Consider the following 24822-nt stretch of genomic DNA (forward strand, 5'->3'; position numbering starts at 1 on the left):
GGCCACCAGCCGTTCGCGCCACTGTCCTTTTCGAATAACCAGTTCTTTTCTGTTTGCTATGTCTTTTTTGGGTACTGTGCGCCTAACCAGCCTGTGCTGGGTGCTGCTGGCCGCGCTGCTGGCTTCCTGCGAAAAAGAGCGGCCGGTGGCCCCCACCTTGCCGCCCACCACTACCACGCCCGACCCGGCCCAGTACGGCACGCCCTTCGCCGGGGTGCCCGACCGCCAGGACGCGACCATTTACCAGGTCAATATGCGCGCCTTCAGCCAGCCGGGCAACTTTGCCGGCGTCACGGCCCGGCTCGACTCCATCAAGGCCCTGGGCGCGAACGTGGTGTACCTGATGCCGATTAATCCCATTGGGCAGCTGCGCGGGGTCAACTCGCCCTACGCCGTGAAGGATTACCGCGCCGTGAACCCCGAGTTTGGCACGCTGCAGGACCTGCGCACCCTGGTCGACGGGGCCCACGCGCGCGGCATGGCCGTGATGCTGGACTGGGTGGCCAACCACACCAGCTGGGACCACGCCTGGATTACGGCCCACCCCGAGTGGTACCTGCGCGACGCGGGCGGCACCATTCTGAGCCCGCCCGGCACCAACTACACCGACGTAGCTCAACTGAACTTCAGCAGCGCGCCCATGCGGGCGGAAATGATTGCGGCCATGAAGTCGTGGGTGTTTCAGGCCAACGTCGACGGTTTCCGCTTCGACTACAGCGACGCCCCGCCCGTGGACTTCTGGCGGCAGGCCGTGGACACGCTGCGGCGCATCCGCACCCACAAGCTGCTGCTGCTCTCCGAAGGCAGCCGCAGCGCCAATTTCGGCGCGGGCTTTGACTACAACTTCGGCTTCGGCTTCTACGACCAGCTCAAAAACGTGTACCGCAGCGGCGTCGCGGCCACGGCCTTCGACGCGCGCAATACCAGCGAATACAGCGGCGCCACGGGCACCCAGATGGTGGTGCGCTACACCACCAACCACGACGTGAACAGCTCCGACGGCACCCCGGTGGCGCTGTTCGGCGGGCAGCAGGGCGCCTTGTCGGCCTTCGTCATTGCCGCCTGCTACAAGGGCGTACCCATGATTTACAACGGGCAGGAAGCCGGCATGACGGCGGCCATTCCGTTTCCCTTCACCACGGTAAAAGTCAGCTGGGACACGCGCCCCCTGGTCACGCAGGCCTACAAGCAGATTCTGGCGGCCCGGGCCGGTAGCACGGCCCTGCGCCGCGGCGCGCCTACCTCGTACAGCAGCGCCGACGTGTGCGCCTTCACCAAAACCGCCGGCGCCGAGCAGGCCCTGGTGCTGGTGAACGTGCGCGGCAACGCCCTGCAGTACACCGTGCCCCCGGCCCTGGATGGCAGCACCTGGACCGATGCCCTGCAGGGCGGCGCGGTTACGCTGGGCAGCCAAGTGGCGCTGCCGGCCTACGGCTACCGCATCCTGAAGCGCTAACGCCCGCTGCCGGTCGATTGCCTGCCGCCCCGCCGGGGCCTGGTTTCCCTACGGAAGCCGGGCTCGGGCGGGGCGGCCTGCTGACGGCAGGTCCCGGCTTGGCTGATCAGAACAGGTCGTCCTTAAGCGGGGCGGTATAGGGCTGGGGCTGGGCGGTGGTTTTGGGCAGGCCGAAGAAAAAGTAGAGCGTGCGGGTGCGGGAGCCGCGCAGGTGGTTCGGCTCGCTGGTCGGCCCCAGGTTCTGGGGATTGGGGTCGATGTTGAGGGCCAGCTTGGTGCCCAGCGGGGGAATGGCGTCGAGAAACGAGAGGTTGCCCGCGGGCAGGGCCGGCGAAGGTTTCACGCCCGACAATCCGTAGAAGTCGAGCAGGCGCACGTAGAGGCCGGGGTTGGGCGTGGCCACCAGCAACTTACCCTCCACGGTGTTGAGCTCCAGCCAGCCAATGTCGGCGAAGTAACCCTTGAACTCGGGGTAAATCCAGGGCGCGGCGCCGGTCTGGGTGTTGTTGTAGGCGTTTTCCCACACGTTGGTCGTCACGCCCTGCAGGCGGTTTTTCCAGACGCGGTACGGCCCTTTGCCCAGCCACTTGGCGCCCAGCACGTAGTTCTCAGGGTAGGTGAAGCTCAGCCCCGCGAAGGGTACGTCGCCGTCGATGGCGTAGGCGTAGTCGAGCTGCAGCCAGCCCGAGCCGTACATCTTCCAGCGCAGCCGCTGTAGCGCGCCCCGGTAACTCACTTCCACCACTTCCCCGTCGGGCTCCGAGCGGTGGGTGAGCTGGCTGAAGCGGGCCTCAGCGCCCACCAGCACCGGCCCCTGCCCAAACGAGAGCCGGTCGCCGTTGTTGCCCTTGAGCGCGCTGATCTGGCCGGTAGTCTTGCTGAAGGTGACCGTGATGTTGGCCGCCAGCAGCGTCAGCGTAGAGTCGGTTTCGGTTGTGGTGACGGCCCCCGCCGGCTGCAGGTCGACCAGGCCGGCCGGCAGCCCCGCGCCTCGCGTTGGCCAGCTCCACTTGTACACCAGGTTTTTCTGCGGGTCGTAGGCCGAGAGCAGCAGCGCGTCGTAGCGCTGCCAGTCCTTGGGCAGTCCGAGCTGCAGGCGGCCGGTGGCCAGCGGGGCCACGCGGGGACTGGCCACCCGGCTTTTCTGCCGGGTCACGTAGCCGCTCAGCGTCTCGCCGGGCCGGCGGAAATCCACCAGCTCCCACTGAAAAAAGCACTGGCTGAGGTTGGTGAAGTGGTAGCGGTTCTCGACTTCGAGCACTCCCTTGAAGCCGGCCGGCAGCAAAGCTTGGACAATGCGGATGGGGGAGAAGATTTCCCGGATGGCGTAGAAGCTGCCTTCTTTTTCGCGGTGCGGCCCCAGCACGCCGTCGGGCGCGTTCACGCCGTTCACGTCGATGATGCCGCGCTGGTCGGTGCGCACCAGGCCCTCGTCGACCAGGGCCCACAGAAAGCCGCCGCCCGAGCGCGGGGCTTGCCAGTGCAGCTCCCAGAGGTCGGCCAGGCCCGCGCCCCCGCCGCCATCGTCCTGGCAGTGCAGAAACTCGGTGGGCATGTAAATCAGCGAGTCGGCCAGCAGCTTCTGGGTGCTGTAGTAGTCCTCGTAGTGGTTGGTGTCGATGCCATTGTGCTGCTTGCCGGGCCGGTGGTGGGCGTGAATCACGGGCCGCCGCGACAAATCGTAGCGGTGAAAGTGTGCGTCCAGCTCCTGGTTGGTGCCGCCCTCATTACCGTTGCTCCAGAACAAAATGCTGGGGTGGTTGGCGTCGCGGCGCACCATCTCGCGCACCAGCGGCGCCCCGGCCCGGGTCGAGTAGGCCTTCTGCCAGCCGGCTAGCTCGTCGAGCACGTACAGGCCCAGCGAGTCGCACAGCTCCAGGAAGCGTTGGTCGGGCGGGTAGTGGGCCATGCGCACCGCGTTCAGGTTCATCTCCTTGATGAGGCGCACGTCGGCCAGGTGAACGGAGTCGTTGAGGGTGCGGCCGGTTTCGGGCCACCAGCTGTGGCGGTTGATGCCCTTGAGCTTGACCTGGGTGCCGTTGACGAAGATTCCCCGGCCGCGGCGGATTTCGATGGTGCGGAAGCCAAACCGCTCGGTGGTCTGGTACAGCGGCTGGCCGCCGGCCAGCAGGCGCACGCGCACGCGGTACAGCTGCGGGGTTTCGGCGGTCCACAGCCGGGGCTGGCGCACGGTGGTGTGCACCCGCACCAGCGAGTCGCCGGGCTGGGCGGTGCCGCGGGCCGTGCCCACCACCTGCCCGACTGCGTCCACGATATCGGCCTGCACCTGGGTGGATTGCTGCAGGCCCTGCACGAATACGTTCATAGCAAACGAGCCGTCGGCGCGGGCGTCGATGCTGGTGCGCGGGCTGAACTGCCGCGGGTAGGCCGCCAAATACACCGGCCGGAAGATGCCGCCGAACACCCAGTAGTCGGCCAGCCGCTCGGCGTTGTTTACCGAGGCATCGGCCGACATCTTGCTGACCGTGACTTCGAGCAGGTTGGCCTGCCCGGCGGGCTTGAGCTTGTCGGTGATGTCGTACTGAAACTGGTAGAAGGCGCCCTGGTGAATGGCTCCGGCCGACTGCCCGTTGATGCGGACCTCGGTATCGGTCATCGAGCCTTCGAAGACGATAAACACCCGCCGGTCCCGCCAGTCGGCGGGCACGCGAAACTCGTGGCGGTAGCGGCCCTGCTCGTCGGCGAAGCGGAAGTTCTTGCCGTAGGTTTTGTAGTCGCGGCCGTAGTTGTAGGCGCCAAAGCCCTGCTGCTCCCAGCATGAGGGCACCTGAATGGTGGTCCAGGCCCCGCTGCGGCGGCCCCCGGTGCAGAAGAAGTCCCAGGTGGCGGGGTGGCGGCTGTCGCGGCCCGAGAGGTACTGCACCTGTTTGGTGGGAGCGGGGGGCTGGGCGGCGGCCGCGGCCGCCTGCACCAGCAGCCAGACCAGCAGCCAGCGGAAAGCAGAAGCAGCCATGGGCAGAAGAAAGAAAAAGGCGTGAAGGCCGCGGCAACTTAGCCTTCCCCCGCGCCCGGAGCGCCCTGTAGTGTCCTGCCGGCCGCGAAAATTTCGGCGCGGCCCCCGGCGGCGCCCGGCCCGCCGGTCCTGGTTTTTTTCGGCGGGCAACCAACAAGCGCGCCGGCCGCGAGTTACCTTTGAACCTTGGCTTTCAGCCCCAAGGGCTTCAACATGAAACAACTATTACTCTTGCTGCTGATCGGCTGCGGGCTCCGCAGCCACGCCGCCCAGCTCACCTTTCGCGTCGACATGCGCCAGCAGACGGTGAGTCCCGCCGGCGTGCACGTGGCGGGCAGCTTTCAGTCGGAGGCGGGCTTTCCGGCCGACTGGAACCCGGCCACCACGGCCCTGACCGACCCCGACAACGACGGCATTTACGAAGTGACGGTGACCGTGCCGGCGGGCACGTACCTCTACAAGTTTGTGAACGGCAACGGCTGGCCCGGCGCCGAGCTGCCCCCGGCCGACTGCGGCGTGGCCGACGGCGGGGGCAACGTGAACCGGCAGGTAACCCTGGGCGCCACCGACCTGCGCCTGCCCGCCCCGGTGTTCAACGGCTGCACGCCCCAGGTGCGCTTTGCCGTGAACATGCGCGGGCAGACGGTTTCGCGCGCCGGGGTGCACGTGGTAGGCAGCTTCCAGACCCTGGCCGGCTACGGCAGCAACTGGAACCCCACGGCCATTCCGCTCAGCGACGCCAACGGCGACCAGATCTACGAAGTACAGATTTCGCTGCCCGCCGGGGCCGTGTTCCAGTACCGCTTCGTGAACGGCAACACCCTGGCCGGGGCCGAGCCGGTGCCCGCCGCCTGCGGCACCGACGACGGCACCGGCACCCGGCAGCGCGTGCTCGACGCCACGGCCGCGGTAAACGCGCCGCCGGCGGTGTGCTTTGCCACCTGCACGCCCTGCGGCCCCTCGCTCACCAACTACGCCACCCACTGGTGGAACGACGCGGTGTTCTACGAGGTGTTCGTGCGCAGCTTCTACGACAGCAACGGCGACGGCCGCGGCGACTTCGCCGGGCTGATGCAGAAGCTCGACTACCTCAACGACGGCAACCCCACCACCAGCACCGACCTGGGCGTGACGGCCCTGTGGCTGATGCCCATGATGGAGTCGCCCAGCTACCACGGCTACGACGTGACCAACTACAAGGCCACCGAGCCCGACTACGGCTCGATGGCCGACTTCGAGGCCCTGCTGGCCGCCGCCCACGCCCGCGGCATCAAGGTGATTGTGGATTTGGTGCTCAACCACACCTCCAGCCAGCACCCCTGGTTTACGCAGTCCACCAGCTCGACCAGCCCCTTCCGCAACTGGTACGTGTGGTCGGCCACCAACCCCGGCTTCCAGGGACCCTGGGGCCAGACGGTGTGGCACCGCCGCAGCAGCAGCTACTACTACGGCATCTTCTTCGACGGCATGCCCGATTTGAACTGGAGCAACCCCAGCGTGAAGGCCGCCATGTGGGACGTGAGCCGCTTCTGGCTGCAGAAGGGCGTCGACGGCTACCGCCTCGATGCCATCAAGTACCTCGACGAGGACGGCACCCGCCTGGAAGACACGCCCGAGACCTTTGCCCTGCTCGAAGAATTTCACGACTCGGTGAAGGCTGTGAACCCCAACGCCTTTACCGTGGGCGAGGCCTGGTCGAACACCGCCGCTGTGGTGCCCTACGTGCTCAACGATCGGCTCGACGTGTGCTTTGAGTTCGACCTGGCCGCGGCTATCATCAACGGCGTGCGCTCGGGCAACCCCACGGGCCTGCGCAACCAGCTCAACACGGTGGAGCAAAGCTACCCCAAGCTGCAGTACGCCACCTTCCTCACCAACCACGACCAGAACCGCGTGCTGGGCGAGTTGGGCGGCAACCTGGCCCAGATGAAGCAGGCTGCGGCGCTGTACCTGACCTTGCCCGGCGTGCCCTTCCTGTACTACGGCGAGGAAGTGGGCATGCTCGGCACCGGCCCCGACGAAGACAAGCGCAAGCCCATGCAGTGGACGGCGGGCAGCCAGGCCGGCTTTACCAGCGGCACGCCCTGGCGCGGCGTCAACGGCAACTACGCGCAGTTCAACGTGGCTACCATGCAGGCCGACCCGGCCTCGCTGCTCAACCACTACAAGCAGCTGATCCGCCTGCGCACTACCCACGAGGCGCTGCGCAAGGGCTATTATCTGCCCGTGACGGCCTCGAACGCCGCGCTGCTGAGCTACGCCCGCGTGTACCAGCAGGAAGCCGTGGTGATGGTGTCGAACTTCGGGGCCGGCGCCGCGAGCAACCCGGCCCTCACGCTGAGCGTGTCGTCGCTGCCGGCGGGCGTGTACCAGGTTACGGAGCTGTACTCGGGCCAGGCTGCGGGCACCGTTACCCTCAACGGCCAGGGCGGATTCAGCGCCTGGAGCGTGGCGCTGCCGGCCCTGGGCGCCGATGAAACCTGGCTGCTGCGCCTGGCGCCCCAGGCCCCCACGGCCACCAGGCCCGGTCAGCCGCTGCTGGCCCTGAACCTGTACCCCAACCCGGCCGCCGACCAGGTGAGCGTGGAGCTGACCCAGGAAACCGGCGCAGCCCGCAGCGAGCTGCGCGTGTACGACCTGCAGGGCCGGCTGGTGCAAACCACCCGCTTCGCCGGCCGCCGGCACCTGCTCGACACCAGCCGCTGGGCGCGCGGCACTTACTTCGTGCGCATTCAGTCGGGCGCGGCCGTGGCCACGCAGCGGCTGGTGGTTACGCGCTAGCCGCGCCGCCATTTGCCACGCAAGGCGTCCGGCCGGGCTTGCTGCTCGGCCGGACGCTTTGCTTTGGCGGGCGGCCTACAGAAACTTTTCGGCCAGCCAGATCAGCAGCAGCGCGGCCAGCAAAGTCAGGATGACGTATTTGGATTTGGTGGGCGGCACCAGCCGCGGCGGGCGTTGAGGACGATGCATAACCAAAGCGTGGGGAAAGGTGCCGGGTGAAGGCGACCCGACTTTTACGGCGGATGGGGGAGGCGGGATTAGGCGGTAAGGCAGGGGCCCGGTTCCGGGCAAGCTGGAGCAATAATGGAAACTGCCGGCTTTGTGCGTCCTTTGCGGGCCCGTTTTCCACCCAGCTGCGCGCCTATGCCGCCCGATGTCCCCGCCCTGAGAACCGTCAACGTGACGCGCTACGTCACGCCGCTGCGCGAAGGCGGCTCCCTGCCGGCCCTGGTTGAGGCCGACGATGACTTCCTGTACGTGGTCAAGTTTCGCGGCGCGGGCCAGGGCGCCAAGGCCCTGATTGCCGAGCTGGTGGTGGGCGAGCTGGCCCGCGCCCTGGGGCTGCGCGTGCCCGAGCTGGTGTTCGTGCAGCTCGACGAAGCCTTCGGCCGCACCGAGCCCGACGAGGAAATCCAGGACTTGCTGCGGGCCAGTGAGGGGCTGAACCTGGCTCTGCACTACCTCTCGGGCGCCAGCACCTACGACCCGCTGGTGAGCGTGGTAGACGCGCGCCTGGCCTCGCAGGTCGTCTGGCTCGACGCGCTGACCTTGAACGTGGACCGCACCGCCCGCAACACCAACATGCTGCTCTGGCACCGCGAGCTGTGGCTGATCGACCACGGCGCGGCGCTGTATGCGCACCACGCCGGGGCGGGCTGGGCCGCCCCCCGGCCGCGACCGTTTCCGCAGATCAAGGACCACGTGCTGCTGCCGCGCGCCACGGAGTTGGCGGCCGTCGACGCCGAGAGCCGGGCGCGCCTCACGCCCGAGCTGCTGCGCGCCATTGTGGCCCTGGTGCCCGATGCGTGGCTGACCGAGCCCGAAGTGCCCGCCGCTGAGCAGCGCCAGGCCTACGTGCAGTTCCTTACGGCCCGCCTGGCCGCATCCGAAACCTTTGTTCAGGAAGCCGACCATGCCCGACAAGCACTTGTTTGAGTACGCCGTGCTGCGGGTAGTACCGCGCGTCGAGCGGGAGGAGTTCCTGAACGTGGGCGTGGTGCTGTACTGCCGCGACCAGGGCTTTCTGCAGTGCCGCTTCACCGTCGACGAAGCCCGGCTGCGGGCCTTCGGCGGCGCGGGCCTTGCTGCCGACGAGCTGCGGGCGCGGCTGCGGGCCTTCGAGCGCATCTGCGCGGGGCGGCGTGAGGGCGGCCCCATCGGGCAGCTGGGCTTAGCCGAGCGGTTTCGCTGGCTCACGGCCACGCGCAGCACCGTGGTGCAAACCTCGCCCGTGCACCCCGGCCTCTGCGCCGACGCCGAAACCACCCTCAACCGCCTCTACGCCCAACTGGTAGAGTAGCGCCCCAGGCCGGCAACTCCTGTCGCGCTTCGAAGCCTGCGAAGGCAGGTGCTCGTCGGTGGCCCGGGTTGCCGACCTTTGCCAGCCGGCCCGGCGCATACCGCGGGCCGCCGACCGATATGAGCTTGTTAGAAGTGGTGGGCATCAGCCTGCAGGAGCGCGGCAGCCTGGCTTTGCACGAGGTGTCGTTTACCCAGCAGGCAGGCCGCCGGCTGGCCTTGGCCGGCGAAACCGGGGCCGGCAAAAGCAGCCTGCTCCAAACCGTTGCCGGGCTGATTCAACCCACCGCCGGCGAGGTGCGCTTCGATGGCCGCAAGGTGATTGGGCCGGCCGACAAGCTGGTGCCGGGCCACGCGGGCATTGCCTACCTGTCGCAGCAGTTCGAGCTGCCCAAGTTTTTGCGCGTCGAGCAGGTGCTGCGCTACGCCAACCGCCGGTCGGCCGCCGAAGCCGCCGCGCTGTTTCGTCTCTGCCGCATCGACCACCTGCTCACGCGCCCCACCAACGAGCTGTCGGGCGGCGAGCGGCAGCGCATTGCCCTGGCCCGGCTGCTGCTGGGCGCGCCCCGGCTGCTGCTGCTCGACGAGCCGTTCTCCAACCTGGACATGACGCACAAGGCGGAGCTGAAAGCCGTGCTCGACGACCTGGGCCAGCAGCTGGGCATCACCTGCCTGCTGGTCTCGCACGACCCGCTCGACACGCTGTCCTGGGCCGACGAAATCCTGGTGCTGCAGCGCGGGCGCCTGGTGCAGCAGGGGCCGCCCGAGCAGGTGTACCGCCAGCCGGTGAGTGCCTACGTCGCGGCGCTCTTCGGCGGCTACAGCCTGTTGACGGGAGCCGCGGCCCGCGCCCTGGCCGGCCCGGCACCGGGCAAGGACAGTCAGCTGCTCGTGCGCCCCGAGCAGCTGGTGCTGAACCCGGCCGCGGGTGGCTTGCCCGGCCAGGTGACGCGGGTGCGCTTTTTCGGGCCCTACTCGGAGGTGGAAGTAGCCCTGCGCGCAACGAAGGTGGTGGCGCGCCACGCGGCGCCCGGGCTGGTGGCCGGCGACGCCGTGCGTCTGGGGCTGGCCCCCGGCAGCGGCTGGTGGGTATAAATCCTGGGTGCGGTGGTCGTTGTCAGCGGTTAATCCCGGGCCGCCGCCGGGTTACGCAAAACAAAATCCGCGTATCGCGCAGGTTAAATCCCGTAGTTATGGCGCCTCCCGGGGGCGGGCAGCTTCGTTTAAGCCAGCAGGGTCCGGCGCCGGATGCGGCAACTAGGATGGTTTCAGGTGTGGGACCATCCGTGGCGACCGGCCCACGTTGCAACGCCCCAGTCGGCAGACGGCCGCTGGGGCGTTTTGCGTTTCAGCCCGGCCAACGACCCTGAAACGGAAAGTTTTCCCGCAGCTGCTGAGCTACATGGCGCGCCCGGGAAAATATAGTGAACTAACTATGAACCTAAGCGGCCGGGGAAGGCTTGACCTGTATGACCGGCAGTAGTGGTAGCGACACTGGTGACTGGGGCCGCGCCCGCGTGGCCTGTCCTACCTACCACGCGCGGCCCGCTGGGCGCGCTTTCCCCTGGCCTTCTCCATGGCGTTCTACTACCAGCCATCGGCCGAGCTGCTGCTGGCCTTTGGCTTTGCCCGGTTTGCCTCGCCCGCGGGCCAAACCCGCTTCAGCCGCCCCAGTGAGTGCGGCCTGGAAACCCTGGTGCTCTACGACGACGGCGAGCTGACATTGCTGGAGGCCATCGACGGGCAGCTGCTCTACAGCTTTCAGGGCCGGGTGGCTTCCGAGGCCGAGTTTCGGGTGCTGCTGCGGCAGGTGAACTGGCCCGCCGAAGTGCTGGCTGCCCGCTGAATTTCCTTCCCTCTTTTTGCCTACGGTCATGAATGATGCATACCTGCGAAGCCTGGGCTTTGCCTCGACTCACCCCGCGCACAGCGCCAGCCAGCCCACCTTCGACCTGGCCTGGCGCTACCAGCACGAGCGCGCGGCCCACGACGGCACGCCGCTGTTTATTGAGCACCCGCTGGGCGTCGACCGCTGCCGGCTGAGCGCCCTGCCGGCCCCGCTGGCCGCCCCCGACGTGTTTGCCAACCTGGCGCTGCACGACCGGCCGGGCCTGGAGTCGGCTATCGAAGCTTTCTATGCCGCCCACGGCGGCCCGGGCGAGCTGCTGCCGGTGTTCGAGCCCTACGTGTTCCGCCCGTACCGCCGGGCCCGCTAGGCGGCGGGCCGCTATTTCCGCTCACTCTGTTTCCTGTTTCCATGAACCAAGATTTGCAGGCCAGCCTGGCCAACAACGCCAAAGAATGGCTGGCCCTTTCGCTTTCCATTTCCTCGGCCGAGAAGGTGGCTTTTGATAAAATTCACGACGGCTTTATGGCCACCTACGGCTCGGGCTTCATGGCGCACGTGTACCGGCAAACCCTGGAGCAGGCGCTGCAGAGCATGCCCGACGTGGAGCGCAACAAGCTGCTGGTCAGCTTCCAGGAAGCCATGACGCGCGCCATCGACGAGCACTACGCCAGCGCCCAGGGCCTGCGCCTCGACTAAGCCGGCTACCTCACCGCAAGCGTTCCGCGCCCGGCTTCGGCATTTGCCGAGGCCGGGCGTTGCCGTGAGTGGCGGGGTGCGGCGGCCAGCTGGCGGGCATCCCGGCCCGGGCCGGGCCGTAGAAGGGGCGGCCGTCGGCTTGCTGCCGCAGGGCTGTTTGTTCACCCGCAACCAAGCTATGTCGTCGTTTCTCGAGGAGTTTTTGCGCAACCCCGGCGTCGTGGGGTCGTTGGTGCCCAGCTCGCGCGAGCTGACCGAGCAGGTGATGGCGCCCATCGATTTCGCGCGCGCCCGCTGCATTGTGGAGTACGGCCCGGGCACGGGCGTTTTCACCGACGTGCTGCTGCAGCGCCGGCGGGCCGACACGGCGCTGGTGCTCGTTGAAGTGAACCGGCGCTTCTGCCGGCAGCTGCAGCAGCGCTACGCCGGGCAGCCCCGGGTGCACGTCATTCACGGCTCGGCCGACCAAACCGCCGACTACCTCGCCCGGCTGGGGCTGACGGGCACGGTGGACTACGTGGTGTGCGGGCTGCCGTTCTCGTCGCTGCCGCGGCGGCTGGGCTGGCGCATTCTGGAGCACACCCGGCAGCTGCTGCGGCCCCAGGGCCAGCTGATTCTGTTTCAGTACTCGCTGCGCAACCAGCGCGTGTTCGAGCGGCTGTTTCAGCCCCGGGGCCACGCGCACGTGCTGCTGAACCTGCCGCCCGCCCACGTGCTCACCTACGCCCCGCGCGCCGAGGCCCTGCCCGCCCGGCTGGCCGCGCGGCACGACGAAGCCGCCTGAGGGCCGTGGCCCGGCGACGCTAACCCCGGGCGGTTATATTTGCCCGCAGCCGGTAGTCGGCCGGGCCGCAAGGGACACCAGGCCGGGGCCCGGCTCCCGGGGCGCCGCAGTTGCCCCACGCGCCGTCGTTTTTCGCCATACTTTTTTACTTGAATGAACCAGGACAGCAAGCGGGTTGCACTCATCACGGGCAGCACGGGCGGTATCGGCACGGCCTTGTGCCGCAAACTCAGCGAAGAAGGCTACCGCGTGGTGGGCAACTTCCGCAACCAGCAGAAAGCCCAGCAGCTGCAGGCCGAGCTGGCCGCCGACGGCCACGACATTGAGCTGGCCCACGGCGACGTGGCCGACTTCGAGGCGGTGGGGGCCATGGTGCGCGACGTGGAGGAGCACATCGGGCCGATTGACATCCTGATCAACAACGCCGGCATCACGCGTGACACTTCGTTTGTGAAGATGAGCAAGGCCGACTGGGACGCGGTGCTCAACACCAACCTGAACAGCGTGTTCAACTGCACCCGCCACGTCATCAACGGCATGGTGGAGCGGCGCTACGGGCGCATCATCAACATCTCGTCGATTAACGCGCAGAAGGGCCAGTACGGGCAAACCAACTACTCCACGGCCAAGGCCGGTATGCACGGCTTCACCAAGTCGCTGGCCCTGGAAGTGGCCCGCTACGGCATCACGGTGAACACCATCTCGCCGGGTTACATTGCCACCGACATGGTGATGGCCGTGCCCGAAAACATCCGGGAGAAAATCGTGGCCCAGATTCCGGTGGGCCGCCTGGGAGGACCGGTGGAAATTGCCGAGGCCGTGGCCTTCCTCATTTCCGACAAAAGCGGCTTCATCACCGGCTCGAACTTCGCCATCAACGGCGGGCAGCACATGTCGTAAGCCAGCCGCCCGCTTTTTCCTGACTGCCCGGCCGCCGGGCACCCTTCGCTTACTACGCCTATGGATGCTTTGACGCGCAACAACGTGACCGTGTACGGGGAGGGCGAGCGGGCCCTGGTGTTTGTGCACGGCTTCGGCTGCGACCAGCGCATGTGGCGGCTGGTGGCCCCCGCCTTTGCCGACCGCTACCGGGTGGTGCTGCTGGATTTGGTGGGCGCCGGCGGCTCGGACCTGACGGCCTACGACCCCGCGCGCTACGCCACGCTGGCCGCCCACGCCGACGACGTGCTGGCGGTGCTGCGGGCAATGAACTTGCAGGACGTGGTGCTGGTGGGCCACTCGGTGAGCAGCATGATTGCCGTGCTGGCCGCCGGGCGCGAGCCGGCGCGCTTTTCGGGGCTGGTGCTGGTGGGTCCCTCACCGCGCTACCTCAACGACGAGGGCTACACCGGCGGCTTCGAGGCCGGCGACATCGAGGAGCTGCTGGCGGCGCTGGACGACAACTACCAGGGCTGGTCGGGCTACATCGCGCCGGTAATTATGGGGCACCCCGACCGGCCCGAGCTGGCCCAGGAGCTGAACGAGAGCTTCTGCCGTACCGACCCGAAGATTGCCCGGCACTTCGCGCGGGTCACCTTTCTGTCGGACAACCGCCGCGACCTGGCGGCGGTGCGCACGCCCACGCTGATTCTGCAGTGCGCCCAGGACGTGATTGCGCCGCCCGTGGTGGGCCAGTACCTGCACCGGCAGCTGCCGGGCAGCCGCCTGGTGGTGCTCGACACCTCGGGCCACTGCCCGCACCTGAGCGCGCCGCAGCCTACCACGGCGGCCATCGAGGCGTTTCTGGCCGAGCTGGAACCCGTGGCGGTATGAGTGATGAGCCGGAAGAGCTGCCCGCGCTGGATCTGCGCCTGACGGAAGAGAGCCTGGAGGACCTCTACGAGCGCGCGCCCTGTGGCTACTGCTCGTGCCTGCCCGACGGCACGCTGGTGAAGCTGAACCAGACCCTGCTGAACTGGCTGGGCTATACCCGCGAGGAACTGGTGGCGCGGCAGGGCCTGCAGCAGCTGCTGACCATGGGCGGGCGCCTGCACTACGAAATGCACTGCGTGCCGCGGCTGCTGCTGCACGGGGAGGTGCGTGAGCTAAGCTACCTGCTGCGGCGCAGGGACGGCAGCTCGCTGCCGGTGCTGCTGAACGCGACGCTGCGGCGCGACGCCGACGGGCAGCCGCTGCTGCTGCGCGCGACCTTGTTTGACATTACCGAGCGGCGCAAGTACGAGCAGGAGTTGCTGCGCGCCCGTGCCCAGGCCGAAGAGCAGCGCGAGCAGCTGGGCCGCGCCAACGCCCTGCTGACTACCCGCAACGAGCAGCTCACCCGCATCAATGCCGATCTGGACAGCTTTGTGTACACGGCCTCGCACGATTTGAAGCAGCCGGTGACCAACATGGCGGGCATCTTTGAGGAGCTGAAGCGCTCGGCTACCTTTCACGACCCCGAAGCGCAGGGCATGGTGGCCATGTTTGAGAAGGCGCTGCTGCAGATTCTGAGCACCATTGACGGGCTCACGCAGGTGGTGCAGCAGCAAAGGCAGCTGGAGGAGCTGCCCACCGAGGAAGTAGCCCTGCAGCCGGTGGTCGACGAGATAGTGGGCAGCCTGAGCCAGCGGCTGGGGGAGCACCAGGCCACGTTTAGCGTGGATCTGGCAGTGCCCACGCTGCGCATGACGCCCGCTGCGGTGCACAGCCTGCTGTATAACCTGCTGAGCAACGCGCTGAAGTATGCCCAGCCGGGGCGGCCGCCGCTGGTGCGGGTGAGCACGGCGCCGGCGGCCGGGGGCGAGGTACTGCTGCGGGTGCAGGACAACGGCCGCGGCATCGATCTGGTGCGCCACGGCGGCGAGCTGTTTCAGCTGTTCCGGCGGTTTCACCCGGAGGTGGTGGGTTCGGGCGTGGGGCTGTACTTGGTGAACCGGCTGGTGCACCAAGCCGGGGGGCGCGTGGAAGTGGACAGCTTGGTGGGCGTGGGCACCACGTTTCGGATTTATTTGCCCGGCGAAGCAGCCAGGGAGCCGGGGCCCGCGCCGGCCGGGGCGGCTACGCAGCCGGGGCAGGAGTAGCCACGGCCCGCGGTAGCGGGGAAACTGCGCGGTAGGCCAGGCGGAAGACCATAAAACGGGCAAGGAAGCGGGGGGAAGGGTTGCGGGGAGTGGGGATTTAGGGAGTACCTTAGAAGCTGCGGGGAAGGATAGTGGGGGCGACGCTTGCCATTCTGATCTTTTTCCACCGTTTCCCGGCTGCCTCGGCAGCGCTTACATGACCGACGAAGAGCGCATCAGCGCCAAGATTGCGGAGGTGGCCGCCACGGCCGACGAGTACCCGGCCGTTATCATCATTCACCACGTGCCTACGCAGACGGTGCGCTACCTCTCCAAGTGGGGGCTGCAGCTGCTGGGGGCGACGCTGGAAGAGCTGACGGCGCTGGGACCGGCGTTTTCGCCCACCTACTTCAACCCGGTGGAGTCGGACGAGTACATGGCGCGGGTTTTTCAGCTTATGTATGAGAACCACGTGCCGGAGGTGCACACGTTTTACCAGCAGGTGCGCACTACCGAGCGCGAGGGGTGGAGCTGGTATCTGACCTCGATGCGAAGGCTGCTGACGGACGAGCAGGGCGGGCCGCTGCTGGTAATGGGGCTGGCCATTCCGCTGCACCCCGACAACCACTTCGCGGCCAAGGTGCAGCGGCTCATCGACGAGAATGACTTTCTGCGGCGGCACCGGGTGGCGTATTCCAGCCTGACGGCGCGGGAGCGGGACGTGCTGCGGCTGCTGGCGCTGGGCCACAGCGCCGGGGAAATTGCCGGGGCGCTGAACATCTCGGAGATGACCGCGGCCACGCACCGGCGCAACGTGCGCCAGAAGCTGGGCGCCACTACGGCCTTCGATCTGATGGAGTACGCGCGGGCGTTCGACCTGATTTAGCCGCGGACCGCACCCCCCGGCCCGCTCTCCACGATGTCGCGCATCAAGCGAGGGAAGGGGGCTGGGGGGAGGTCCGCTTAGCGCAGGCTGATGAGCAGGGCGGCGCCGGCGGTACCGTGGGCGTAGTGGGGCAGCAGCAGCACCTGGTTGGTGGCGGGGCGGTTGCGGCCCAAGCCCAGCTGCCGGCCCAGGTGGCGGGCGGTGCGCTGCAGGGTGGGGTAGGCCCAGTACACCAGCTCGGTGGAGAGGATGCCCACGCCGGCGCCGGCCACCACGTCGGAGGTCCAGTGGTTGTCTTTGACCACGCGCAGGGCGCCGGTGGTGGTGGCCACGGCGTAGGCGCCCACGCTGTACCAGAGGCTTTGGCGGCCGTACTCCTTGTGCATGAAGTGGGCCGTGGCGAAGGCGGTGCTGGTGTGGCTGCTGGGGAAGGAGCGGAGGTTCTGGCCGTTGGGGCGCTCGACCTGGGTGAGGCGCTTGAGGTTGCTGGTGATGCCGCTGTTGACTTGGTAGATGAAAGCCAGCAGCAGGGCCTGGTTGAGGGTGTTGTGCTGGCCTTTGACGCCCACCAGCCCCAGGCCCAGGGTGGTATAGGCGGGCACGTGGCGCAGGTAGTCGTCGACGTTGGTTTGCACGCCGGAAAGGTGGCGGCGGGTGCCGTCGCGCACGGACTCGTCGATTTCCATTTCCAGCTCGAACAGTTCGACCTCGTCGCGGATGATAGCGCCGGTGCCGATGAGCAGCACGGGCACGGCCAGCTTCTGCACGGCGGGCTGGCTGCGCAGCCAGTTGGCGCGGCCGCGGGCCACGTGGTAGACGGCGCGGCCGTGGCGCAGCAGGGTATCGAGCCGGACGCGGAGGGGGCGGGCGGCGAGGCTGTCGGGTGGGGGCGGCGGGGCGGCTTGGGTGCTAAGGGTAGCCGCGAGCAGGGCGGCGAGGGTGCCTACGGGGACCAGGCGGCCGGACGGGCGGGGGTGCGGCCGGGGGCTGGCTGGGGCGGGGGAGAGGTGGGCAGGCGCGTGTACGTGGTGCATCATCCTACGCTCGGCTAGGGCCCCCGGTGGGGCCGTGGGTGGGGCTTTGGGCCTTCTGCTGCCACGGGGAGGCGGCCGGGGCAACTGCTGGCTGGTTGAGCTAACTCGGATGACTGTAAAAAGGTTAGGCCTCCCTGGCGCCGGGATGGCGGCAGGAAGGCCTACTGGGTAAGTGCCGGGCGAGGGGGCCTTGGGGTAACCGCTGAAGGGGGCTGCCCGGAGCCGGGCGGGGGCTTAGGGCTGAGGGGTGAAGCGCTGAAGCTCGAGGCGCTGCTGGAGCAGGCCGGTGGAGCGGGAGTAGAGGTCGGCGCGCACGAGGCCGTGGGTGGGGGATATGTAGTCGTCGGCGAGCTGGATGAGGGGCGTGGATTGGGCGGGGTAGAGGTATTGCAGCTCGATGTGGTAGCGGGTAGCGGTGTGGCGCTGGCGCGAGGCGGGCACGGGGGCGGGCGCGGCGGCGCGGGAGGTGAGCACCCACAGGGTGTGGGTGGGGTAGACGTAGTTGTAGCCGGGCGAGCCGCCGTAGGTGGCGTTGGGGTAGACGATGACGTGGCCGAGGCTGCCGGGGTTGTAGCGCAGGTAGCCCTGGGGGCCGTTTTGCACGATGCTGCCATCGGAGAGGATGTACCAGGTGCTGCCGGCCAGGGCGGTGTCGCGCCGCACGGAGCGCACGACGGTGGTACTGTCGGTGATGCGGCCGTCGGCGTTGTACTGGTAGCGGGTGTACTCCCAGGTGTGGCCCACGCGCAGGGGCACGACCTGCTCGGGCGGGGCGAGGTCGGCGTCTTTTTTGCAGGCGGCGAGGGCGAAGCTGGCGGCGGTGGCCAGCAGGGCGAAGCGGACGGTGGCGGGCATGCGGGGAATAAAGGGGCGGGCAAGATAGGCGGCTGGGGCGAGGAGGCTGGAACGGGGGGGCGGGTTGCATGGGGCAGGGCTGGCGGGAAGAAACCGCTGAGCTTATCGCTCGTAGGAAATAGGCATTACCATTCTGTCTACTGCAATGCTACGCAACCCATTTTTTATGCTGCTGCTGGCCCTGGGGGCCGGGCTGGGCGCGTGTTCCCAGCAAGAAGCCGACCAGGCCGCCGCCGCTGACGTAACAGCGCCGCCGGCCGAGGTAGCCACGGCTCCGGTTCCGGCGGGCCACACCACCGACGAAGGTGGCAGCTCGGTGTACACCACGCAAGACAGCGAGGACATCATCATCACGGGCAACAACTCGGTGCAGACGCGGACCGTGAACGGGCAGGATATTCAGGTGCTGGGCGACGGGAACCAGGCCACGTTTACGGGCCGCGGCAAGGATTTCTACGCGGTAGGCAATGCCAACACGGTGGTGCTGGAACACGTCAAATCCATTCAGGTAACCGGCGACAACAACGTGGTGACCTGGAAGGGGGATACGCCCAACATTCAGAATGCCGGGAAGAACAATACCATTTCGCAGGTGAAGTAGCGGGCGGGCGCCGGGGTGCTGATTGTGTTGCCGGGCGGCGGTCGGTGCCCGTGGGCGGTTACCAGAAGCCGACGTACTCGATGAGGGCGTAGACGATGATGCCGGCGCCGAGCAGCAGGAACAGATAAAGCATGAAATCGGAGCCGGGGGCCATGATGGTGAAGGTGGTGGGGTCGGCGGGGAGGTAGCGCAGTCGCACGGTTTCGCCTTCGTGGTGGCTGGCGGGGTTGGTGCCCTGGTGGTAGCGGGCGGTTATCCACTCCTGCTGCGTCGTCAGGAAGCGCACGACGGGGACGTACACGGTGCTTCTGCGGCTGGTTTGTTCTTCCAGGCGAATGACGGTGCCGGTGGTTTCGGTGCCGTGGCGGCGGATGTGGGCGGCTTTGCGCAGCATCAGGATGGCCCCGATGAGAAAGAAGCCGCCGAAGACGACGAGCTGAATCAGGCGCTCATCGGCCGCGTCGAGGGTGGGCATGGGGCGGGTTGGGGTTTCAGGGGTTGGCGGCTGGGGCCGCCGGGTTAGAAAACAAGGCGCCAGAGCGCGTATAGAACCAGCCAGCCCCCGCCTATGGTGAGGCCATAGAACCCTAGCGGGGAACCTTCGCCGATGGCGTAGTGGCTGGGTACAGCGGGGTCGTAGAGGATGGGTACCTCGTCGCCGACGGTGTAGGCGCTGTGGTATACCAGGTCGGTAATTTTCTGCTGGGTACGGGTGGTGAAGCGGATGGTGGCCAGGCGGTCGTCTCCCTGGCCTTGTATAGCCACAACGGTGCCGCGGGTACGCTCGCCGTATTCGACGAGTCGGGTGTAGCGGCGGCGGCTCAGCTGCCCTGCGGCCACCAGGGTTACGCCCAGTAGAAGCAGTAAAGCGGCGTCGGCGGTGGGGGAGACAAGGGGCATGGGGATGTGCTAGGACTTAAGCGCCTCTCGAATCCCATTAAGGGTGTCGGCAATGGCTTCGAGTTTGATGAGCAATTAGTTGGTGCCAAAGCTGCGGAGGGTATCTAAGGGAGATATTTCCATACGGCGTATACCAGTCCGCTAATTCCGAAGACTACAAGCATCCAGTCGCCGAAGCTTAGTCCCTGCCCATCGATACTCACGCTGTTTGAGTCGGACAGATCAAAACGCACTGTGACTTCGTCGCCTTCTTTATAGCGGTCAGTAGTAATGCCAAAGCTGGAGCGGACTGTTATCAATTCCTGCTGAGCATTCTGGAAACGAATCACTGGATAAAAAGCCGGGGACTTACCTGCTTCGTAGTCAATCCAAATTACTGTGCCGGCCGCCGTTACGCCGGTTCGTTGTAGTCGAAATTTTTGACGCACTCTATACAGGGAAACCAGTGTGATAATCATACTTGGAACCGCTACAAGAATGAAACCTACGATATCAATACCCTCCATAACTTATGTATTGTCTATTCCTGCTTTAGTGCCTCCCGGATGCCGCTGAGGCCGCCCGCAATGGCCTCCAGCCTGGTGAGCACCTGCAGCACCTGGCCGGTCTGGGAGTTGCGCAGGTTTTCCTGGTAGGTGTGCTTGATCTGCTGCCAGCGCTGCTGCTGCTCGGGGGTGAGCCAGCCGAGCAGCTCGCGCAGCTTGAGCAGGTTGGCTTCGGTGGCGCTGGTCAGGGTTTGGGCTTCGCTCTCGTAGTGGGCGGCCAGTAGCTGCTCGATTTCCTGCTCGTTCATGACGGGGCGCACTTTCTCGGCCAGCTTGTTCATGTTGCGGTAGGAGCCCTGGAGCTTGAACGGCGGCTCGGTGCGGTAGGCGTCGGCCTGGGCGGCCGAGGCAATGTAGGCGGCGTTGACGCGGGCCACCACGTCGCGCAGGCGCAGCAGCTTCTGCAGCACGGCCACGTACTCGCTCAGCTCCTCGGGGGCGTGGTTGCCCTCGAAGGAGAGGCCGTCGGCCTGGTTGGTTTCGGCGAGGCGAATGAGGGTGGGCACGTCCTGCGGGGCCTGGCCGGCGAGGCGGGCCAGGGCGGCGTTGCTGGTGAGGGCGTTTTCGAGGTAGGAGAGGCGGAAGGCGTCTTCGGAGCCGGCCGTGAGAATGTCGCCGAGGTTGTAGATGTCGGCGCGGTTGGCCAGCATGTCGGGCAGCTTGAACACGTCGCCGGTTTCGGTGTAGGGGTTGCCGGCCATCACCACGCACACCTTGCGGCCGCGGAAGTCGTAGGTGCGGGCGCGGCCCTGGTACACGCCCTCAATCTTGCGCTGGGCGTCGCAGAGCGAGATAAACTTCTGCAGAAACTCGGGGTGGCAGTGCTGGATGTCGTCGACGTAAATCATCACGTTGTCGCCCATCTCGAAGGCCAGGTTGAGCTTCTCCAGCTCCTGCCGCGCCCCGGCGTTGGGCGCCTGCGCCGGGTCGACGCTGGTGACGGCGTGGCCGATGGCCGGGCCGTTGATTTTCATGAAGATGAGGCCGAGGCGGTTGGCCACGTACTCCAGCAGGGTGGTCTTGCCGTAGCCCGGCGGCGAGATGAGCAGCAGCAGGCCCATGAGGTCGGTGCGCTTGCCTTCCCCGGCCGTGCCGATCTGCTTGGCCAGGTTGGCGCCGATGAGGGGCAGATACACCTGGTCGATGAGCTGGTTGCGCACGAAGGAGGTGAGCACGCGCGGGCGGAAATCGGCTAGGCGCATGTGCTCGGCGGCCTGGGTTAGCAGCTGCTTTTTCAGCTCGGCAAACTGCTCGAACTGGGGCAGCGTGTGCTGGGCAAAGTGATGCAGGCGGCGGCGGAAGTGGGGAAAGTTGAGCTCGTAACTCGTTTTTTGTTTTTCGTTGCTCGTGACCAGACGCGGGTGGCTGCCGCGCATGTCGGGCAGCACTTCCGTGAGCGGGGTGCGAATGACGCGCTCGGGGGCATAGCTGCGGGAGGCGAGCAGGGCGGCAGTTTCGTCGCAAAATGCAGCCCAGACCGGGTGGCCGGCCTGCTGCAGGAAGGCCCGCAGCCACTGGCGAATCAGCTGGTACTGGGCGGCAGGCTGCTGGGCCAGGGCCGCTACCGACGCCTCGAAGGTGTCGGCGGCGCGGCGCTCTTTCAGGTGCTTCAGGAAAGCTTCGGAGAGGTCGGCGGCTTCGGCGGAAGTGGTGAAGGCGGGGGCCTCACCCCCCGGCCCCCTCTCCGAGGGAGAGGGGGAGCCAGACGACTGCTGAATTAGCTCGTGCAGCAGGTATTCGCCGGCTTCGGCAACTTCTTCGGGCGTGAACAGGCTGGTTTCCTGCGCGAACTGCTCAATGGCGGTTTGCAGCTCGGCGGTGAGCTTGCCGGTTTCGCGGGCGTCGGGGAAGACCTGTAGCAGCAGCGCCAGGCCCTGAATCTGGTGCTGCCAGTGGGCTTGCCGGTCGGCGGGGGCGAAGCGGTGCCAGTAGAGGTTGGCGGCGGCGCGGGTTTCGGTGGGGTAGCGCAGCAGGCCGGTGGCGCGGGTGAGGCGCACCAGGGCCGCGAGAATGAGGGCCGCGTCGTGGTCGTGCACGCCTTTGAGGTAGCCCTCGGCGTAGCGCGGGGCCATGTGCTGCTGCACGTAGGCCAGCAGGTCGGCGGGGCTCAGGCGTTCCAGCTCGGCTACCGACAGCGTGGCGGGGCGGCCTTCGGCGGCGGGCTGGGGGTGCTGGGCGGCGGTGAGCAGCTGGTAGGCCAGAAACTCGGCGCGGTACACGTCGTGGTTCTCGGAGGGCAGCGTCTGCTCCCACACCGGGCGGGCCTGCTCCACGGCGGCGTCCTCTACGGCGCGGTAGAAGTTGGTGCCGGTGAGGTGGTAGTGCAGCTGTCCGTCGCGCAGCACCAGCGTCAGCTCCAGCGGCTGGGTGTTCACGGTGAAGGTGTGCGGGCCGAAGCGCACGCCCTGGCCGCCGTCCACGAACAGGTCGGCGCGGTCCTTGAGCTGGCGCACGGCGTCTTCACGCACGGTTTTCAGGCGCGACTGGAGGTCGTCGGCCTTCACCGCGTCGCCCAACGCCAGCAGCTCGTCCACGGTGCGGCGCACTTTCTCCACCATCACGTCGGCGGCGAAGTAGCCGTTGATGTCGGCCACCGCGGTGAGCTTGCTCACGCGATTCTGCACGGCTTTCAGCATGCGCTCGGCCGACTGTAGCAGGGCCGAGGCGCGCTGGTTGCGGGCGGCCACCAGGCTCTGCTTGCGGGCCTCGAAGGCTTCGTAGGCTTCCTCGCGGCGGGTGGCCAGCTGGCTCAGGAATTGGTCGAACTCGGGAAACTTGCCTTCCAGCTCCTCCAGTTGCACCATCAGGCGCGAGAGGTACTCGTCGCACTTGGCGGGCGTGTCGGAGAGGTCGAGGTAGTTCACCAGGGCCTGCTCCAGCAGCTTGAGTTGGGCGGCAAACTCGGCCTGGGCCTCGGTGCCGGCCAGGGCCTGGCGGCGGCGCTTGAGGGCGGCCCGCAGCTGGTTGAAGCCGGCGTAGATGCCCGAAATGTTGTCGATGATGCGCGTGGTCTGCGTCGGGTCGGCAATGGGCAGGTTGCCCACCACTTCGATGAGCAATTCCAGCTCGGCGGCTACAGCATTCAGCTCCTGTTCGAGCTTGTTGGCTTCCGTCACCGTGGGCAGCTGCTCGATGCCCGCGCCCAGGGCCTGCACCCGCGCGGCGTAGGGCGTGAGGGCGTCATCGCGCAGCAGGAAGTCCACCGTGCGCTGGGCCACTTCCTGGCTCAAGCCCTGCAGCTCCCCGGCGGCTTTTTCCACGGCGGCCGCATCCACGTAGCGCAGCTCCTTCAGGGAAATGACTTCGCCGCGTACCTGGCGCAGGTCCGAGAGCTGCTGCACGTATTGCTGCACCTCGGTGGCGTCGGCGGTGCGCTTGATCAGGTCGCGCAGCTCGGCGGCGCGGCCCAGCACCTGCTGGGTGGTTTCCTGGGTGCTGCGGCGGATGCGCTGCACCTTGTCGAACTCCTCCACGGCCGAGGTTGCGGCCTGCCGGATATCCTGCAGGGGCTCCGCGAGCTTTTCGGCGCCGGGCTCGGCCAGCCAGTGGTAGGAGTCCGATAGGGTAGTGGTGCGCCGGATCAGGTCGAGGTAGAGACCGGTGTAGGAGTCGTCCTTGCCGATGAGCGTGAGCACCTCCTGCGCCTCGGCCATGGCCCGCACAATTTCCTTGTTGCCGAGCTTGCCCAGGTAGCCGTCCTGCACCGCCGGCAGCTGAAAGTCGGGCGCGGTGTAGGGCGTCTGCCAGATCTGCACGGTGTGGTGCTTTTTGGGCTCCTCGTCGGCGCGGAAGTAGCACAGCTCGCCGTTTTCGAACAGGGCGTAGCCGTGGCAGACGATGGGCGCGGCCACCTTCTGGCTGATGAGATTGTAGCTCAGCAGCAAATACAGGCCGTTGTCCTTCTGGAAGAACACGTACAGAAAATCCTCGCCGTTGGGCGAGGCCACGCGCTTCTCGAACACCAGCTCCTGGGGCACCTGCTCGAACTGCTTGCCGTCGCCGGTTTGCAGGTAGTAGCCGTGGGGAAAGATCAGGCCGTGGCCGTCGGGCAGCAGCACGCAGGCGTCGGCCAGCGCGTCGAGGCGCTGGGCCTGGCGCAGCTTGGTGTTGTAGAGGAAGTAGCGGAAGCCGGACTCCTGGTAGGGCCGGATTTTGAGCAAGACCAGCTGGCCGACCACCGCGTAGTGGATTTCGGCGTCGTCGAGGGTCTGGTCCTTGTTGTCGACGGGCTCGGAGTAAATACCCTGCCCGGTCTTGGTATTGTCTTCGACTTTGATGGTTAAATCCCCGCCCACCGTCTCCACGAACACCTTGTCTTCGATGCTGATGTGCGGGTGCTTGCCGGCCCGGTGCATGTCGCGGGTGGCGCGCTTCCACTGGAACTCGTGCTGGGGCGGGAAGGTGTACTCGTGGTCGGAGCGGTTGTCGAGATACACCAACGACTGGCCCTGCACCAGCCACTTAAAAGTCTTGATGTCGTTGGCCGTCTTGCCCACCCGGAACACCATGAACAGGTGCTCCCCGCGCTGGGCAAACTTGACGAAGCGCGTCTTCTTGTAGTACTTGTAGAGGTTGCGCAGCTCCTCCAGGAAGGCCTTGTCCTCGATCAGCGCCAAGCCCAGGGGCCGAAACTCCGGCCGCTGGTACTGGTACACCCCGAACACGTCCTGCAAATCGACCTCGGTTTTGAGGCCCAGCAGCACGTTGTAGCCGAACAGGAACTTGTCGCCCAGCGCCACCATGTCCATGGGCACGCAGTTGTGCTCGGTGGTGAGGCGCCCGGTACCCAGCAGCTGCCAGTCCAGGGCCCCAAACACCTGCTTGCGGGCGGTGTTGAGCTTGTCCAGCCGCACGCGCAGCTCCGAGCCGCCCTTGCTGAGGCGGTTGCGCAGGATTTCGTAGGTGCCGGTTTCAAGTTGAGGAGCGGCGGTAGTTTCCATGGCT

Annotated in this window: 21 protein-coding genes; 14 read left to right on the forward strand and 7 right to left on the reverse strand. The window is 67.0% G+C overall.

Translation table 11 applies throughout. From position 1 onward, the window contains the following. Positions 1-58 precede the first annotated feature (58 nt). Positions 59-1456 carry an alpha-amylase family glycosyl hydrolase gene (locus ACE191_RS01595; protein ID WP_400190425.1) on the forward strand — a complete coding sequence of 466 codons (1398 nt, stop codon included), beginning with the start codon at positions 59-61 and terminating at the stop codon, positions 1454-1456. Between the two features lie 106 nt (positions 1457-1562). Here the strand turns inward: ACE191_RS01595 and ACE191_RS01600 are convergent, their stop codons facing one another. Further along, the gene (locus tag ACE191_RS01600) at positions 1563-4430 is read right to left on the reverse strand and encodes a glycoside hydrolase family 2 TIM barrel-domain containing protein (RefSeq protein WP_400190426.1); all 2868 of its coding nucleotides are present in this window, start codon (positions 4428-4430) and stop codon (positions 1563-1565) included. A 213-nt stretch (positions 4431-4643) separates the two neighbouring features. Between ACE191_RS01600 and ACE191_RS01605 the strand changes: the two genes are divergently transcribed. The 12 genes from ACE191_RS01605 to ACE191_RS01660 all read left to right on the forward strand — a co-directional run bounded on the left by ACE191_RS01605 (position 4644) and on the right by ACE191_RS01660 (position 15943). After that, positions 4644-7211, forward strand: a complete 2568-nt coding sequence (locus ACE191_RS01605) for an alpha-amylase family glycosyl hydrolase (RefSeq protein WP_400190427.1) — start codon at positions 4644-4646, stop codon at positions 7209-7211. Positions 7212-7574: 363 nt separating this feature from the next. Beyond that, positions 7575-8366, forward strand: coding sequence for a HipA family kinase (locus ACE191_RS01610; RefSeq protein ID WP_400190428.1), 792 nt, complete (start codon positions 7575-7577; stop codon positions 8364-8366). After that, on the forward strand, positions 8344-8730 hold the full coding sequence (locus ACE191_RS01615) for a DUF3037 domain-containing protein (protein WP_400190429.1): 387 nt from the start codon (positions 8344-8346) through the stop codon (positions 8728-8730). Before ACE191_RS01610 ends, ACE191_RS01615 begins: the two co-directional genes overlap by 23 nt. Before the next feature lie 119 nt (positions 8731-8849). Further along, the gene (locus tag ACE191_RS01620; protein ID WP_400190430.1) at positions 8850-9824 is read left to right on the forward strand and encodes an ABC transporter ATP-binding protein; all 975 of its coding nucleotides are present in this window, start codon (positions 8850-8852) and stop codon (positions 9822-9824) included. Between the two features lie 481 nt (positions 9825-10305). Further along, entirely contained in the window at positions 10306-10575 is a 270-nt protein-coding gene (locus ACE191_RS01625; protein ID WP_400190431.1) for a hypothetical protein, read from the forward strand. Between the two features lie 28 nt (positions 10576-10603). Further along, the gene (locus ACE191_RS01630; RefSeq protein WP_400190432.1) at positions 10604-10945 is read left to right on the forward strand and encodes a hypothetical protein; all 342 of its coding nucleotides are present in this window, start codon (positions 10604-10606) and stop codon (positions 10943-10945) included. A 41-nt stretch (positions 10946-10986) separates the two neighbouring features. After that, positions 10987-11274, forward strand: a complete 288-nt coding sequence (locus ACE191_RS01635) for a hypothetical protein (RefSeq protein WP_400190433.1) — start codon at positions 10987-10989, stop codon at positions 11272-11274. 178 nt (positions 11275-11452) lie between these two features. Further along, positions 11453-12058, forward strand: coding sequence for a class I SAM-dependent methyltransferase (locus ACE191_RS01640; RefSeq protein WP_400190434.1), 606 nt, complete (start codon positions 11453-11455; stop codon positions 12056-12058). A gap of 153 nt (positions 12059-12211) precedes the next feature. Continuing rightward, complete coding sequence (gene phbB, locus ACE191_RS01645; protein ID WP_400190435.1) at positions 12212-12958, forward strand: acetoacetyl-CoA reductase; 747 nt, start codon at positions 12212-12214, stop codon at positions 12956-12958. 60 nt (positions 12959-13018) lie between these two features. Next, entirely contained in the window at positions 13019-13831 is an 813-nt protein-coding gene (locus tag ACE191_RS01650) for an alpha/beta fold hydrolase (RefSeq protein ID WP_400190436.1), read from the forward strand. After that, positions 13828-15078, forward strand: a complete 1251-nt coding sequence (locus ACE191_RS01655; RefSeq protein WP_400190437.1) for an ATP-binding protein — start codon at positions 13828-13830, stop codon at positions 15076-15078. The genes ACE191_RS01650 and ACE191_RS01655 overlap by 4 nt, the downstream gene beginning before the upstream one ends. A gap of 196 nt (positions 15079-15274) precedes the next feature. After that, positions 15275-15943, forward strand: coding sequence for a response regulator transcription factor (locus ACE191_RS01660; protein ID WP_400190438.1), 669 nt, complete (start codon positions 15275-15277; stop codon positions 15941-15943). Between the two features lie 77 nt (positions 15944-16020). Here the strand turns inward: ACE191_RS01660 and ACE191_RS01665 are convergent, their stop codons facing one another. Next, positions 16021-16980, reverse strand: a complete 960-nt coding sequence (locus ACE191_RS01665) for a phosphatase PAP2 family protein (protein WP_400190439.1) — start codon at positions 16978-16980, stop codon at positions 16021-16023. A 231-nt stretch (positions 16981-17211) separates the two neighbouring features. After that, positions 17212-17832, reverse strand: a complete 621-nt coding sequence (locus ACE191_RS01670; RefSeq protein ID WP_400190440.1) for a hypothetical protein — start codon at positions 17830-17832, stop codon at positions 17212-17214. 145 nt (positions 17833-17977) lie between these two features. Here ACE191_RS01670 and ACE191_RS01675 point away from each other — a divergent pair, with 145 nt between their 5' ends. Next, a complete protein-coding gene (locus tag ACE191_RS01675) occupies positions 17978-18433 on the forward strand; it encodes a DUF3060 domain-containing protein (protein WP_400190441.1) in 456 nt (151 codons plus the stop codon). A gap of 58 nt (positions 18434-18491) precedes the next feature. Here the strand turns inward: ACE191_RS01675 and ACE191_RS01680 are convergent, their stop codons facing one another. The 4 genes from ACE191_RS01680 to ACE191_RS01695 all read right to left on the reverse strand — a co-directional run bounded on the left by ACE191_RS01680 (position 18492) and on the right by ACE191_RS01695 (position 24818). After that, positions 18492-18908 (reverse strand): DUF3592 domain-containing protein, encoded by a 417-nt coding sequence (locus ACE191_RS01680; protein WP_400190442.1) that lies wholly within the window; start codon positions 18906-18908, stop codon positions 18492-18494. Between the two features lie 44 nt (positions 18909-18952). Beyond that, complete coding sequence (locus tag ACE191_RS01685; protein WP_400190443.1) at positions 18953-19333, reverse strand: DUF3592 domain-containing protein; 381 nt, start codon at positions 19331-19333, stop codon at positions 18953-18955. A 104-nt stretch (positions 19334-19437) separates the two neighbouring features. After that, complete coding sequence (locus tag ACE191_RS01690) at positions 19438-19839, reverse strand: DUF3592 domain-containing protein (protein ID WP_400190444.1); 402 nt, start codon at positions 19837-19839, stop codon at positions 19438-19440. 14 nt (positions 19840-19853) lie between these two features. Then, entirely contained in the window at positions 19854-24818 is a 4965-nt protein-coding gene (locus ACE191_RS01695; protein WP_400190445.1) for a DNA repair ATPase, read from the reverse strand. Positions 24819-24822: the final 4 nt, after the last annotated feature.

The sequence above is a fragment of the Hymenobacter sp. B81 genome, assembly GCF_044628455.1.
Classification (GTDB): domain Bacteria; phylum Bacteroidota; class Bacteroidia; order Cytophagales; family Hymenobacteraceae; genus Solirubrum.